Raw genomic sequence first — 15,017 nt, forward strand, 5'->3', positions numbered from 1 at the left:
CTCGCAACACCGTCACGAACATCTTCTTCCCTGGCTTCACCATTACAACTGGCACCGTCCTCATGGTAGCCTCAACCATGTTCCACCTATCAGCCGCTCCGGCCTCGATCGGAACAACCTCTTGAGACTCCACATCTAAACCAGTTCAATCTCGGCTTGTATGCCAAAGGCGAGTCCCGCACTGTGGTATTTGCTCAGACCGGGATCGTGGACGTGTTTTGCTCTATTCACCACCAGATGCATGCAAGGGTCTTTGTGGTCCCCACAAAATATTTTGCCAATGGCATGCCCGGCCATTCCTTCACCCTGGCTGATGTGCCGCCTGGAAAATACGTGTTGAAGGCATGGCATCAGCGCTCACACATGATGGAAAAAACGATCATCGTTCCTGCCACAGGCACCGTCACTGCGGACATCAATCTGGAAGCCGGCGCTCAGTCCACCGCGTTGGCCAGGCAGTAAGCAAGGAGCATGCAAGATTATGGCAAGACATGAAATCGTTTACCGGACGACTGTTGGAGTTGCTCTCAGTGCGCTCTTGTTCTTAAGTCTCAGAGGGTTCTCTGCGGAAGAACACAGGCCGCCGCCTCCCGCGATCACGCCTCAAATGCTGGACACGCTGAAAACGCTGCCCGGTGGTCTGGCTGCATTGCCGGCCGTTCCAATTCCGGCAGATAACCCGCAATCGGTGGCCAAGATTGAGCTGGGAAAGAAGCTTTTCTTTGATACCCGCCTTTCTCTGGATCGGGCCAGCAGTTGCGCTACCCGCCACAGTCCGGAAAAGGCATTTGCGGATGGTCTGCCTCGCGCCAAGGGCTTTAAGGGAGCGTTACTCCCAAGAAATTCTCCGACTGTCCTGAACGCGGCCTACAACTCTGCTCAGTTCTGGGATGGCCGCGCCGCTACTCTCGACGAACAGTGCAAAGGCCCGCTTCTTGCTCCTGCTGAAATGAATATGCTGGATGAGAAGCATCTGGTTGATCGTCTCAGCTCCATTCCTGGTTACCGTCATGACTTCCAGAATATTTTCGGCGGTTCGCCATCGCTCGATAGCGTTACCAGGGCGGTCGCTGCTTTTGAGCGCACGCTGGTTACGCCAGACTCGCGCTTTGATCGGTACGCAATAGGTGATAAGACCGCCCTTTCTGATGCCGAGAAGCGCGGGCTGATCTTGTTTATCGGCAAGGCGGCATGTTCGGAATGCCATAACGGCCCAAACTTTACCGATAACAAATACCACAATCTTGGAATAGCGCCCGCACACGGCAGTCCTGACGATGTGGGACGTTTCGCAGTCACCAGGAACCCGGAAGATCGCAATGCATTCAAAACGCCGACACTGCGCAACATCGCGCTTACGTCGCCTTATATGCATGATGGCTCCAGCGCCACACTCGAGGAAGTCATCGAACTTTATGACCGCGGCGGCGGCGACGCGCCGAACAAATCAAAGCTGATCTACAAGCTGAATCTAACCGCCCAGGAAAAAGCTGACCTGGTTGCATTCATGAAATCGCTCAATGGGACCCTGCCACAAATGAAAGCTCCTGCCATGTATCCGGAAGCTGATGTGCATTCCAAGGGAGAACCGGGCCGGCAATGAGCAGAATCAGAGTGGGGATCCTGGTAACGTTGTTCACGTGCATTCTTGCGCTTGCCGGTTACAGGCTGCGTACGGGCCATGTAACCGCTTCAGTGCCTGCTGGAACGCATCCGGCAGTGCAGAACCGCGAAGATCTGCGGAAGTTTATGCAGGCCCGCATCCATCAGGAATATACCTTCCTGAGCTTTACCGTGTGGCATGATCGTCCGCTTGATGCGCAAAAGATGGATACTATCGCTACGTCTTCTGCCCATATCGTGGACATGTCCAGGGACCTTTCTGCTTACGAAGCCATCTATAAAGACCAGGGTTGGAGCAGTGACGACGTGAAGTTCTTTGAAGAAAGACGCCTGCAACTTTCTCGTGTGGCGGAAGAACTGGGCCGCGCGGCGAAAAAACATGATTCTCCTGAAGTGATCAACTTCTTCATGCACCTTGATAGCACCTGTCAAAGCTGCCACAAGCGTTTTCGCCCTGATCTGCAGTGGCTCTAGTCGCACCACGTATTTCTGAGTGAGGGTCCGGGAGTTTTTTTTGATGAAAGCTCAAGGACCCTCAATCGGTCTATGCATCGCTAGTTGCACATCCGCAAAGACTGGAATTAGATTTGATCTTACGATCGCGAGTTGATTCTGGCGCGGCCTTGAGGTCAATGAATGAAAATGATCAGGTTAGCGGTGCTTATGGCGCTGCTTGCATCTGCGGGAGTGGCACAGACTAAGCGTCACCAGCAGGACGCATCGGATTGGACTTTTGCCGTTTCCGGTGACTCACGCAATTGTGGCGACGTAGTGGTGCCCTCTCTTGCCGCCAGTGCGGCAAAGCATAAGGCTGCTTTTTACTGGCATCTGGGCGACCTGCGCGCCATCTATGGCATTGATGAAGATTATCAGGCCAGCCCGGAGCATCGCGGCAAGACCATTCAGAAGGATGAATACCTGAAAGATGCCTGGGATGACTTCATCCAGCACCAGATCAGCGCGTTTGGTTCCATGCCGGTGTTTGTGGGCATTGGCAACCATGAAACTACGCCGCCTAAAACCCGTGACCAGTTTGCGGAAAAATTCGCTCAGTGGCTTGATTCTGCTCCACTCAAGAACCAGCGGCTTGCGGATAATCCGCGTGCCACCACTCCCACCACATACTTTCACTGGATACAGGGCGGTGTCGATTTTATTTATCTGGATAACGCCACTCTTGATCAGTTTTCTCCGAGGCAGGTGACGTGGCTAGAAGGAGTTCTGGAGCGCGCTTCTTCGAACCCTGAAGTCCGCGCGGTTGTCGCGGGCATGCATGCCGCGTTGCCGGATAGCGTTGCCATTGGCCACAGCATGAGCGATTGGCTGGTGGGCGTTGAAAGTGGCCGCCGTGTTTATACCGATCTCTTGGATTTCAAGAAAAAGACCAGCAAAAATGTTTATCTTCTGGCCAGCCACTCGCATTTCTACATGAGCGGCATCTTCAACTCTGAATATTGGGAGCACCACGGCGGCCAACTGCCGGGTTGGATCGTTGGCACCGCCGGCGCTGTGCGTTATGCGTTGCCGCCGGACGCGCGGCGCGCACAAGAAGCGCGGACCAAGGTGTACGGTTACCTGCTGGGCACCGTCCATCAGGACGGAAAGATCGATTTCAAGTTTGAAGAGATCAAGAAGGAGGACACTCCTCCTGCCATAAGCCGGCGCTATACGCCGCAGTTCGTGAATTTCTGTTTCGATAAAAACACGGCGTTCCCTCAGGTGTCAGAGCCGCCACACAAATAGATTCGCCGCAGCAAAGCTTTTGTCGAAAATCAAACTTGAATTGTTTCTCATTGCCCTGTCTGCTGGGCACTTGAAGGCAGAATGCGAGCGTCTCCATTCCGACATGCATTTTTTTGTTGACAATGCAACATCAGTACCTCAATATCTTGTGTGTAAGCATCCAACGGTACAATGCGTTGGGCTTCAAAAGAGTGAGATCGGGCTCCAAAGCAACTAAATCTTCTTAAGGAGGGCATTCAACTCATGGCAACCAAGAAAAAAGCAGCCAAGAAAAAGAAGAAAAAGTAGCAGATTAGCGGAGCCAAGTCTCCGTGAACTTCAACAAGGGAAAATAGTTATAACGGGTGTTCATCGGAACACCCTTTTTTATTGCCCTTGAGCTCTCATTGCCAGAGCAGTCAATGCGGGTTTCGGCCGTCATGCAACTGCCGCAGCCCTCGAATACAATTCCAATATGCCTATGATGACGCGAGCTAAGGCTCGCACAATCAGAAAATCGGTTTTGATTTTCTCGGCCATCTTTATTCTCGGCGGAATCCTCAGCCACGCGCAATTCAGCAATGGTGCGTCCCAAAAAGACGCAAATGCCGTCCAGTCCGGCAGCGCTGAAGATATTATTTCTTTTCTCAATCAGACCATCGTGTGGTCCCGGCAGCTCACAGCCGAGCAGCAGTTGGTGAGTGAACCCAGTGACGCGCTTTTTCTCAATGACAGCCGGCAGTTGGCAGATCAAGTGGTAAAGCTTGCATTCGATTATGCCCGCGCACGCGCGCAGGCGCTGGCCAGCCCGACAGAGCACGGAGCAAACACGGCGCAGGCGCCCTCCCAGTATCAAAGGCTGATTGATTCGGCCAGCAAGGCTGACCAGCAGGTAAAAGGCCTGCAACAGGAACTGGATAACTTTCACCAACAGCTAGAGACTGCAACCGGCAAGAAACGCACCACGCTGCTTGCCGTGATCTCAGAGACTGAAGGCGAGCTCCAGTTGTTCCAGACACGCCGCGACACTCTGCGTAGCATGCTTCAGTTTGCCACTGGAACGGCGTCGAGCGGCTTGGGCTCGGGCAGTCTTCTCTCACAGGTAGAAGAGCTGGCGCGCACTATCCCCATAGCTTCTGCCGAAACCAAGGAACAGACCGGCTCAAACTCAGCCGCAAACAACTCCACTTCCCCGGCGGTGGTCGCTTCGCGTGAACGCAAGGAAACGCCCACGGGCATTCTGGCCTTGGCTACGGATTTGTTTTCCCTGCGGCGCAAGCTGCGTGCGCTGGACGACAACCTGGGACAGACGGATGCGCTTTACCAAAGCTCAAAAACTTTGCGCGCGCCGCTCGTGGCAAAAATCAGAGAGCTTACCCAAAAAGGTGATGATGTGGCGGGCCAGCCGGATTCGCAGGACCCCAAGGTGCTGGCACAGCAGAGAAAAGATCTTGATGCACTCACCGCGCAGTTCAAGCAGGTCTCGGCGAGCCTGATGCCCCTGGGCAAGCAGTCAATCCTGCTCGATGTTTACAAGCGTTCGACCACCAATTGGCGTAACGCCGTTGATAGCCAGTACAAGGCTGAACTCAAGGGATTGCTGTTGCGGCTCGCCGTGCTGGCTCTGGTTTTGGGCGTGGTGCTGGGGGTTTCGGAAGTCTGGAAACGCGCCACGTTCCGTTACATTCCAGACGTGCGCCGCCGCTACCAGTTCCTGCTGATTCGCCGCATCGTTTTGTGGTGTCTCATGGCCATTATTATTGCGACGGCGGTTGTCAGCGAACTCGGCGCCATTACTACATTCGCCGGCCTGATGACCGCGGGCATCGCTGTGGCGCTGCAAAATGTCATTCTTTCGGTTGCCGGCTATTTTTTCCTGATCGGCAAGTACGGCGTTCGCGTGGGTGATCGCGTGAACATCGCGGGGGTCACCGGTGATGTTGTCGATATCGGACTGGTGCGGCTGCAGTTAATGGAAGTTACTGGCGGTCCGGCGCCGCTTCCCACAGGACGTGTCGTAGCGTTTTCCAATTCTGTGGTGTTTCAGGCCAACTCGGGCATGTTCAAGCAAATTCCCGGAACCAATTTTCTCTGGCATGAGATCACGCTTACACTCGACCCAAAGGGCCATTATCGCCAGGTGGAACAGCGCATGATGGAAGCCGTGAACAAAGTTTTTGCTGAGTATCGAGACCGGATGGAAGTGCAGCGACGCAATGTTGAACGTTCCTTAAACTCCACCATCGCGGCTTTTTGTCCGGAGAGCCGGCTCCATCTCACGCAAACAGCGCTTGAAGTGGTGATTCGCTATCCGGTTGACCTGGAGCATGCTGGCGAGATCGATAATCGTGTAACCCGTGAAATCCTTGACGCGCTGGAGCGCGATCCCAGCCTTCGCCTGCAGGTTTCCGCCGGACCTACGATCCGGACGGAAGAAGCGCCAGTCGAACCGGTAAAGAGCTAAATTTTTCCGGGCGATGCCGCGCCTCTGATTCATCGCTGAACCGCAATCCCCTCTATTTCAGCGGGTTCCCGCTTGCGTGATCTTCGTCACAGTCAATCTGCTACTGTTGCACGAGTATAGAAGGTAACAAGCGTCCTTTGACGCAACTGAGAGGAATGGGGTCGTCCGTATGCACCCATCGGCGGCCCCATACCACTTCTTATGAACAGACCCAGAGTCACAATCGACGGCAATGAAGCCGCAGCCTACGTGGCCCACCAGACCAATGAGGTAATTGCCATTTATCCCATAACGCCTTCATCCACTATGGGCGAACTGGCGGACCAATGGTCGTCAGAGGGCAGGCAGAACATCTGGGGCTCAGTGCCGCGCGTGATTGAAATGCAGAGTGAAGCTGGCGCTGCCGGCGCTTTGCACGGGGCCCTGCAGGGTGGTTCGCTGGCAACGACGTTTACTTCCGCGCAGGGACTGCTCTTGATGATTCCCAACATGTACAAGATTGCCGGAGAGCTTACCCCGGCTGTGATTCATGTTGCGGCGCGTTCGCTGGCCACACACGCCCTCTCCATTTTTGGCGATCACCAGGATGTGATGGCTGTTCGCCAAACCGGTTGGGCAATGCTGGCTTCCAATTCCGTTCAGGAAGCCATGGACTTCGCTTTGATCGCGCACGCCGCGTCGCTTGAATCGCGTATTCCTTTTGTGCATTTCTTTGATGGTTTCAGGACCTCGCATGAGGTCGCCAAGGTAGAACAGCTTTCGGCGGAAGACATACAAGCCATGATCAGTGACGATCTGGTGCGCCGCCATCGCGAGGCGGCACTCTCGCCCGATCATCCTTTCATTCGCGGCACGGCGCAGAACCCTGATGTTTACTTTCAGGAGCGCGAAGCGGCCAATTCCTTCTATCTTGCTGCGCCAACGATCGTGCAGAACGCCATGGACAAATTCGCCGCGCTGACCGGTCGCCAATACAAACTGTTTGATTATGTTGGCGCTCCCGACGCGGAACAGGTTCTTGTGCTTATGGGCTCCGGCGCAGAGGTCGCGCAAGAGGCGGTTGATCACCTCAACCGCCGCGGGGCCAAATTTGGAGTGCTCAAGGTGCGGCTCTACCGGCCTTTCTCCATTGAGCACTTTTTGCATGCCTTGCCTCCCACGGTTGAAGCTATCGCCGTGCTGGATCGCAGCAAGGAGCCGGGCGCGGTGGGAGAGCCGCTCTATATGGACGTTGTCACCGCGCTCAGTGAGGCTGAGTCGCAGTCAACGCACCTGGTGCAGCCGATGCCGAAGGTGATCGGCGGCCGATATGGCCTCTCATCCAAGGAATTTACGCCGGGCATGGTGAAGGGCGTGTTTGACGAGCTGGCAAAAGAGAAGAGCAAAAACCATTTTACGGTTGGAATTGTTGACGATGTCACGCACACCAGCATCGACTATGATCCTGCATTTTCTACCGAGGAACCAGATACAGTGCGAGCTCTGTTTTATGGGCTGGGAGCGGATGGGACCGTGGGCGCGAACAAGAATTCCATCAAGATCATTGGTGAAGATACCGATCTTTTCGCGCAGGGATATTTTGTGTATGACTCGAAGAAGTCAGGTTCGATGACCACATCGCACCTGCGCTTCGGGCCGCGGCCCATTCGCTCCAGCTATCTCATTACGCGCGCTAACTTTATTGCATGCCATCAATTTTCATTCTTGGAGCGGCTCAACCTTTTGAAATGCGCCGAGCTGGGTGCAACTTTTCTTTTGAACAGTCCCTTTGGCCCGGACGATGTTTGGGACCATCTGCCGCGCACCATCCAGGAAGAAATTATTGCCGGTAAGCTCAAATTCCATGTGATTGATGCCTACAAAGTCGCACGCGAGACAGGCATGGGCGGTCGAATCAATACCATCATGCAGACCTGCTTCTTCGCCATCAGCAACGTCCTGCCTCGTTTTCAGGCGATTATGGCCATTAAGAGTGCCATCCGCAAGACATACGGAAAGCGCGGCCAGGCTGTGGTGGATAAGAATTTTGCCGCCGTCGATCAGACGCTGGAAAACTTGTTCGAAGTCAAAGTTCCCGTGGAGTCCTTAAGCACTATCGATCTCCAGCCTCCGGTTCCTGAGCAGGCTCCCGCGTTTGTGCGTGAAGTGCTTGGCCCAATCATTCAGGGTGATGGCGATTTTCTGCCCGTAAGCAAGATGCCTGTGGATGGCACCTTTCCGTCAGGCACTGCGCAGTGGGAAAAACGAAATATTTCTCTGGAAATTCCTGAGTGGGACAAGGAACTGTGCATTCAGTGTGGCAAGTGCGTGCTGGTTTGCCCCCATGCTGTCATTCGCGCCAAGGTCTATGACGATGAAAAGCTTGTCAACGCGCCTGAATCGTTCCTTTCCGCTCCGGCACGCTGGAAAGATCTGGGGGAAATGAAGTACACGCTCCAGGTTTCACCGGAAGACTGCACCGGTTGCACTCTTTGCGTTGATGTATGCCCGGCCAAGAGCAAGACGGACCCGAACCACAAAGCGCTGAATATGGTCCCGCAGCCCCCGATTCGCCAGCGCGAAGCAAAAAACTGGGAATTCTTTTTGGGCCTGCCGGAATTTAATCGTGAGAAGCTTTCCTTTGGTCAGGTAAAGGATGTGCAGCTCCTGCAACCGCTGTTTGAATTTTCCGGTGCCTGCTCTGGCTGTGGTGAAACCCCATATATCAAGCTGATGACACAGCTTTTTGGCGATCGCACCATCGTTGCCAATGCCACCGGGTGCTCATCGATTTACGGCGGCAATTTGCCGACAACGCCTTACACGTTCAACAATGACGGTCGCGGAACCGCCTGGGCCAACTCATTGTTTGAAGACAATGCAGAGTTTGGCCTGGGAATCCGCCTTTCGCAAGACAATCACGCTGAGTACGCGCGTGAGCTGGTAATGCGGCTCACCGAAACGATTGGGCCTGAATTGGCGACCTCGATCTGCGAGGCTGATCAGTCGAATGAAGCGGGCATACGCAAGCAGCGTCAGCGGGTAGAGTTGCTCAAGAACCTCCTGCGGCTCAGCCCGCAAGACCGCGATGCCCGTGAGTTGACGGTATTGGCTGATTCGCTGGTCAAGCGCAATGTATGGATCGTTGGGGGCGATGGCTGGGCCTATGACATTGGTTACGGCGGCCTGGACCATGTGCTTGCTTCCGGCGAAAACGTGAATATTCTAGTCCTTGACAGCGAAGTCTATTCCAACACGGGTGGGCAGACTTCCAAAGCCACACCGCGTGGCGCAGTGGCGCGCTTCTCAGCGGCTGGCAAAACGACAGCTGAGAAAGACCTGGCTCTGCTTGCCATGACATACGGCAATGTTTATGTAGCGCGCGTTGCCATGGGCGCGGGGGACATGCAAACACTCAAGGCCTTTAACGAAGCCGAAGCTTACAACGGGCCGTCATTGATCATCGCCTATGCCACCTGCATTGCTCACGGAATCGACATGAAGCACGGACTGAGCCAGCAAAAGCTCGCAGTGCAGTCTGGACATTGGCCGCTGTTCCGCTTTGATCCCCGGCGCACCGCGGAAGGCAAGAACCCTATGCAACTCGATTCCAAAGCGCCTTCAGTGCCGCTGGAAGACTACATTTACAATGAGACGCGCTACAGCATGCTGCGGCAATCGCACCCGGAAGAGGCCAAAAAGCTGCTTGAGGAAGCACGCGAAGACGTGGCTGCCCGCTGGAAAATGTATGAAACTTGGGCGAGCATGGGCACGAATGGTAAGGGATAATAAGGAAGCTGCCGCTATTAAAGCCCGTTTCAAACGCGCATTGGGTAATGCCTGCGTTTGATTTAAGTTGTGCAAAATCGTTGGAGGGAAGACGCGTGAAGACTGTCTTTGTGGTTGGTGCAGGACCAGCAGGAATGTTTGCCGCCCAGAAAATCGCACAGGGCGGACATCAGGTCATCATTCTGAACCGCGACATCAAGCCCGGTGGCCTGGCTGAGTATGGCATCTATCCCACCAAAGACAAGATGAAGATTGGCCTGCGCAAGCAGTTTGCCAAGGTGCTAAGCCTTCCCAACGTGCATTACTTCGGCCATGTGCCGGTATCAACTCAGGCTGAGGTTTCCATTGCTGATTTGCAGCAGTTCGGCCCATCAGCAATCGTCTTTGCCATTGGCGCGCAGGGAACAAAGAAGCTCGGCCTGCCGGGCGAAGAAGTCACCGGAGTTTACGCAGCCAAGGATTTCGTTTACAGCTACAACCTTCTTCCGCCATTTACCTCGCGCGATTTCTCTACCGGCAAGCGGGTTGCGATCGTCGGCATGGGTAACGTCATGGTGGATATTGCGCGCTGGCTCCTGATCGATGCTCCCGTAAAGACCACCGAAGAAGTTGTGGTGGTGGCGCGGCGTGGGCCGTTTGAAGCGAAGTTCGACAAAAAAGAATTTGATTACATTGAGGAGTTTCTGGACCGCAAAGCCTTTGATGAAGAGCTGCGCCGTATCCAGCCGCAGCTTTCCGCCATCGGGCAAGACATCGGCAAGCTGGCCGAGGAGACTTTTCCTGTTTTGGCTACGCCCGCCGCGGAGCATCCGGCAGGCAAGGCCCGCCTGCGATTCCGCTTCTTGTGTTCGCCGCAGGCCATCCATGCCGACTCCTGCGGTCGTATTGACCGGCTTACGGTTGCCGAAAATGTTCTTTTCGAGCGTGACGGCAGCATCGCCTGCAAAGCCACGGAGAAATCCGCCGCCCTTGATGTGGATACAATGATCTTTGCCATCGGTGACGTGGCCGATCCTGCCGTTGGCCTGCCCTATAGCCGCGATAGCTACGTCATCAACCCAGACCAGACCGATCCAAAACGCGCAGCCTATGAGTTGTTTGATCCGCAAAGCGGCAAGGTGCTTGAAGGAATGTATGCCGTGGGCTGGGCACGCAAAGCCAGTGATGGCCTTGTGGGCATCGCGCGGCACGACGCTGAAGTCGGAGCGGTGCATGTGCTGAAATATCTGGAGACAGCGCGCGAAAGCAATTTTGGTGCTGCCGAGGTGCAAAAATTTCTGGAACGCAAAGGCCTGCAAGTTGTCACCAAGCCTGACCTTGAAGCGCTGGCCCGGGCTGAAGAAAAACAAGCACAGAAGCTCGGCGCTTTGTGGTTCAAATTTGCTGAGGACAATGCCATGCTCGCGGCCATTGAGTTAGAAAAAGCGAACGCTGTGACAGCTTAGACGCTAAACATTCCAGCACATGAGGGCATGCGTGCCTCTTCCCAGGGAAGAAGAACAACTTATCAGAGCTTTTTTCATGAGAGAACGGCGTGAGCGCTATCTTGAAGGCCTCGCCAATTCCCGTAAGCGCCGTAAGCTTACAGATGAGTTTTGTCATTTCAAACATTTGGATCCGCGTTACATTGTTCCTATTCGCAGTTCGGAGCAGAATCCAGCAGACATTTCCATACTGTTGAAGAAATCCGGCGCAGCCGATGAGTGTTGGGTCGTATCCGACGAATTGGAGTTAGATGCGCGCAGAATGAATCTCAACGAAGTTCTTGGCGAGATTGTCGGTCGAACATTCGCGACATTTCTTTGTTGCATTGATGGCAAGCTGGCTTATTTTGAAAACGAGGAAGGTCGCTGGATTCTGCGCAGGCCTTGATTCTTCCTGCTGCTCGCAATTAAAGTCTTTGAGCAGATGCCCGTCTGGGACCCCAATCTATATTTGAAGTACGCCGACGAACGCGCGCGCCCAGCGGCCGATCTGATTGCGCAAATTCATCTGGAGACTCCTGCCCGCATTGTCGATCTGGGCTGCGGGCCCGGCAATAGCACGGAACAATTGCGCCAGCGCTGGCCCGATGCCGCCATCACCGGCGTGGACAATTCGCCAGAAATGCTGGCCCAGGCCAAAGCCAAACATCCTGACTGGCAGTGGGTGCTGGGCGATATAGAAACCTGGAACCCCGAACCTGCAGTCGATCTGATATTTTCCAATGCTGCGTTCCACTGGGTGGCGGGACATGCGACACTTTTTCGCGGCATGATCAATGGTGTGACGCCCGGTGGAGCTTTGGCCGTGCAGATGCCAAACAATTTCCATTCGCCCGCGCATTCTGTCATTCGAGAAGCTGCGCTGAATGGCGATCCTCGCTGGGCCAAAGTGATGGCCGCGGTGCCCGGCACGTTAACGGTGCATCCAGCCGCTTTTTATTACGATGTCCTGCGCAAACATGCCAGCCGCGTGGATATCTGGGAAACCGAATATCAACATGTGATGGATGGGCCCAAGGCGGTCTTCGACTGGATTCGAAGCACCGCCATGCGCCCTTACCTTGACCGCCTGCCCGATGCAGAGCAGCGCCAGCTTTTTGAAGAACTGTGCCTGGAGGGAATTCAGGAAGCCTACAGGCCCAACGACCAGGGAAAAGTGCTGTTTCCATTCCGGCGGATGTTCATCGTGGCGTACCGCTAATTTATATGCTCTTGCATAAGCGACTTCTTTCAACGTTGCTTCTTTGGGTTGCGTCATGCTTTCCGGCGCTTGGCCACGCCGCTTCGGTCCACAAGATCGGCCCCGACCTCTACGCATACATCTCTGATAACGATGCCAGTGCCAATTCAACGTTCCTCGTCAGCGAGCAGGGAATTCTTGTCGTCGATACAGGGCTCAACGCGCAGGAAGGCCGCAAGCTGCTGGATGAAATCCGCAAAATTTCCCCAGCTCCTGTTCGATGGATCGTGAACACGCATTACCATCCCGATCATCGCGGCGGCAATAGCGTGGTGGGCCCGGATGCGATCATCATCAGCACGGCATTCACGCGCTCACAAACAGCAAAGCCGGCTCAGGAAAGCTCGGTCAATGAAACGGCAGGACCGCAAGGGGTTGTGCTTTATCTCGATGGACACGAAGTGCGGATTTACCATCCCGGCCCGGCTCATACTCAAGGCGATCTGATTGTTTACTTTCCTGACGAACACGCAATTGCAACAGGTGATCTCTTTCTCACTAACTCCTGTCCCGCCATGGATGACGGCGACATGGAAAACTGGATCACCGCGCTCGATCACATGCTGGCATTGCCGTTAGAGCACGTTGTTCCCGGACATTTTGAGCTGGCCACAAAAAGTGAGTTGCAGCGGTTTCGCAATTATCTGGCCGAGCTTCGGGACCAGGTGGCTCGCATGTATCGCCAAGGCATGCCGTTGGAGCGCATTCAGGCCTCGCTAGCGTTGGACACATATAAGAATTTTCGCCAATACTCAAACTATGAAGCCACGTTCAAGGACAATGCCGCAGCTTATTACCAGCAATTGACCAAGCGTCAGCCGCGGAACCCCTAGCCAGGATTCTCCCGGTGTCCGGCTCAACCCTTCGGCCTTTCGTCATGTCCCGGTTAACCTGCCGCAACTTACAATAGCTCCATGACGGAAACATCAACGAATCCTGCCCTGCGCAGGCCTCGCCCGGCGCTCTTGCCCGGCCTCTTGATAGGCGCAGTTATCGCCCTGCTGCTTGCCGTTCTTATGGCCCGAGTGCAGTCAGGCCCGCTGGCGGCATTTTGGTCGCTGCTCAGCGGACGTAACGTGCGCATCACGAGTGAGGGCAGCGTGATTGAGCGTATCCAGCGCTTGCAGAGGATGGAAACCGTGGTCTTCAACATGGACAAGATCGTGACGGGCGAAAAAGACAATCCGATCCTGCCTGACTTCATCGCCGGCGATCGATTAATGATGATCGTCCATGGCCAGGTTGTGGCCGGCATTGATTTCAGCCGCCTGAAAAGTAGTGACATCAAGATTCAGGGCAAAGAGGTGCATATCCACTTGCCCAATCCCCAGATTCTGATTACGCGCCTGGACAACGCGCGTACCAAAGTATATTCCCGCAACACTGGGCTTCTTGTCCGGGTTGATCCCAACCTTGAGACGCAAGTTCGTCAGGAAGCAGAAGGCGAGTTGCTTCAAGAAGCGGCGCTCGGCGGAATCATTTCTAACGCCCGAGACAATGCGCGCGCCACCGTAACGACACTGCTCCTGGGGATGGGCTTTGAGAAAGTTGAAGTGGATTGACGTTTTGCCTGAAAATCAGGAATATGTCGTTCGCTTTGCCGCATCCTGAAAGCATGAAGAGCGTTTCTGACGAAAGGCGCAAATGGAATACACGAACCTTGGTTCTACCGGCGTAAAGATTTCCCGGATATGCCTGGGCTGCATGACCTACGGCACAAAGAAGTGGCGGCAGTGGGTGCTGGAAGAAGAAGAGAGCCGCCCGTTTATCAAACAGGCGCTCGAATCCGGAATCAACTTTTTTGATACGGCGGACATGTATTCCCTTGGAGCCAGTGAGCAGGTACTGGGTCGGGCGCTGAAGGATTTTGGGCCTTCGCGTGACAAACTGGTGATCGCGACTAAAGTCTTCTTTCCGCTGGGCGATGATCCCAACCAGAAAGGCCTCTCGCGCAAGCACATCATGCATGCTATTGACGACAGCCTGCGCCGCCTGGGCACAAATTATGTTGATCTCTACCAGATCCACCGCTTCGACTATGAGACGCCGATCGAAGAGACGCTTACCGCGTTGCATGATGTGGTGAAGTCGGGCAAGGTGCGATACATCGGCGCATCGTCAATGTTTGCCTGGCAGTTTGCGCAAATGCTGCATACCTCGGATCGTCTTGGAATCACGCGCTTTGTCACGATGCAGAACCATTACAACCTGCTCTATCGTGAAGAAGAGCGTGAGATGATCCCTTTGTGCCGGGCAGAAGGCGTGGGCCTCCTGCCTTGGAGTCCGCTGGCGCGTGGCGTGCTTGCTGGGAATCGCAAAACCGGAACCGTGCGCTCCAGGGAAGATGATTACACCAAGAAGCTCTACACGCAGGAAGCCGATGACCGAGTTGTAGAAAGTGTGGCCCAGGTGGCGAAGATCCGTGGCGTTCCGCCGGCGCAAGTCGCGCTAGCTTGGCTCCTACACAAAGCTGAAGTTTCTGCCCCGATTGTTGGAGCGTCCAAGCCACACCACCTGCAGGATGCGGTGGCAGCAGTCAGCCTCAAGCTTACGCAGCAGGAAATCGCCGAACTTGAGTCAACGTATGTTCCCCATCCAGTATTGGGCCACCACTAGGTGCTTTCGCGGGAATAGGCCCCATTTCCTTGATTATCCATACGCTTAGCGGGCGTGTGATAGCCATCACTGCCGCCTCGTGAGGCGGCTCGTCACAATG

General features: G+C 54.7%; 13 protein-coding genes. All 13 read left to right on the forward strand.

All coding sequences use genetic code 11. The features are described from left to right. A partial coding sequence (locus LAO76_14575; protein ID MBZ5492152.1) for an IS481 family transposase occupies window positions 1–139 on the forward strand: 139 nt, incomplete at its 5' end. A 44-nt stretch (window positions 140–183) separates the two neighbouring features. Further along, complete coding sequence (locus tag LAO76_14580; GenBank protein ID MBZ5492153.1) at window positions 184–462, forward strand: hypothetical protein; 279 nt, start codon at window positions 184–186, stop codon at window positions 460–462. Between the two features lie 19 nt (window positions 463–481). Beyond that, on the forward strand, window positions 482–1,603 hold the full coding sequence (locus tag LAO76_14585) for a c-type cytochrome (protein MBZ5492154.1): 1,122 nt from the start codon (window positions 482–484) through the stop codon (window positions 1,601–1,603). Continuing rightward, window positions 1,600–2,097: a cytochrome c gene (locus LAO76_14590; GenBank protein ID MBZ5492155.1), complete on the forward strand. Its 498-nt coding sequence runs from the start codon at window positions 1,600–1,602 to the stop codon at window positions 2,095–2,097. Before LAO76_14585 ends, LAO76_14590 begins: the two co-directional genes overlap by 4 nt. 162 nt (window positions 2,098–2,259) lie before the next feature. Further along, the gene (locus LAO76_14595) at window positions 2,260–3,366 is read left to right on the forward strand and encodes a hypothetical protein (protein MBZ5492156.1); all 1,107 of its coding nucleotides are present in this window, start codon (window positions 2,260–2,262) and stop codon (window positions 3,364–3,366) included. A 502-nt stretch (window positions 3,367–3,868) separates the two neighbouring features. Next, entirely contained in the window at window positions 3,869–5,809 is a 1,941-nt protein-coding gene (locus tag LAO76_14600) for a mechanosensitive ion channel family protein (GenBank protein ID MBZ5492157.1), read from the forward strand. A gap of 201 nt (window positions 5,810–6,010) precedes the next feature. Then, window positions 6,011–9,577: a pyruvate:ferredoxin (flavodoxin) oxidoreductase gene (nifJ, locus tag LAO76_14605; protein ID MBZ5492158.1), complete on the forward strand. Its 3,567-nt coding sequence runs from the start codon at window positions 6,011–6,013 to the stop codon at window positions 9,575–9,577. A gap of 95 nt (window positions 9,578–9,672) precedes the next feature. Then, the gene (locus LAO76_14610) at window positions 9,673–11,022 is read left to right on the forward strand and encodes an FAD-dependent oxidoreductase (protein MBZ5492159.1); all 1,350 of its coding nucleotides are present in this window, start codon (window positions 9,673–9,675) and stop codon (window positions 11,020–11,022) included. Between the two features lie 31 nt (window positions 11,023–11,053). Further along, on the forward strand, window positions 11,054–11,449 hold the full coding sequence (locus tag LAO76_14615; GenBank protein ID MBZ5492160.1) for a hypothetical protein: 396 nt from the start codon (window positions 11,054–11,056) through the stop codon (window positions 11,447–11,449). 36 nt (window positions 11,450–11,485) lie between these two features. Then, a complete protein-coding gene (locus LAO76_14620) occupies window positions 11,486–12,262 on the forward strand; it encodes a methyltransferase domain-containing protein (protein MBZ5492161.1) in 777 nt (258 codons plus the stop codon). Between the two features lie 35 nt (window positions 12,263–12,297). Then, window positions 12,298–13,134 (forward strand): MBL fold metallo-hydrolase, encoded by an 837-nt coding sequence (locus tag LAO76_14625; protein ID MBZ5492162.1) that lies wholly within the window; start codon window positions 12,298–12,300, stop codon window positions 13,132–13,134. A gap of 81 nt (window positions 13,135–13,215) precedes the next feature. Further along, window positions 13,216–13,863: a DUF4230 domain-containing protein gene (locus LAO76_14630; protein MBZ5492163.1), complete on the forward strand. Its 648-nt coding sequence runs from the start codon at window positions 13,216–13,218 to the stop codon at window positions 13,861–13,863. 82 nt (window positions 13,864–13,945) lie between these two features. Then, window positions 13,946–14,917, forward strand: coding sequence for an aldo/keto reductase (locus LAO76_14635; protein MBZ5492164.1), 972 nt, complete (start codon window positions 13,946–13,948; stop codon window positions 14,915–14,917). The last annotated feature ends 100 nt before the right edge of the window (window positions 14,918–15,017 follow it).

This window comes from Terriglobia bacterium (assembly GCA_020072645.1).
Classification (GTDB): domain Bacteria; phylum Acidobacteriota; class Terriglobia; order Terriglobales; family Acidobacteriaceae; genus Angelobacter.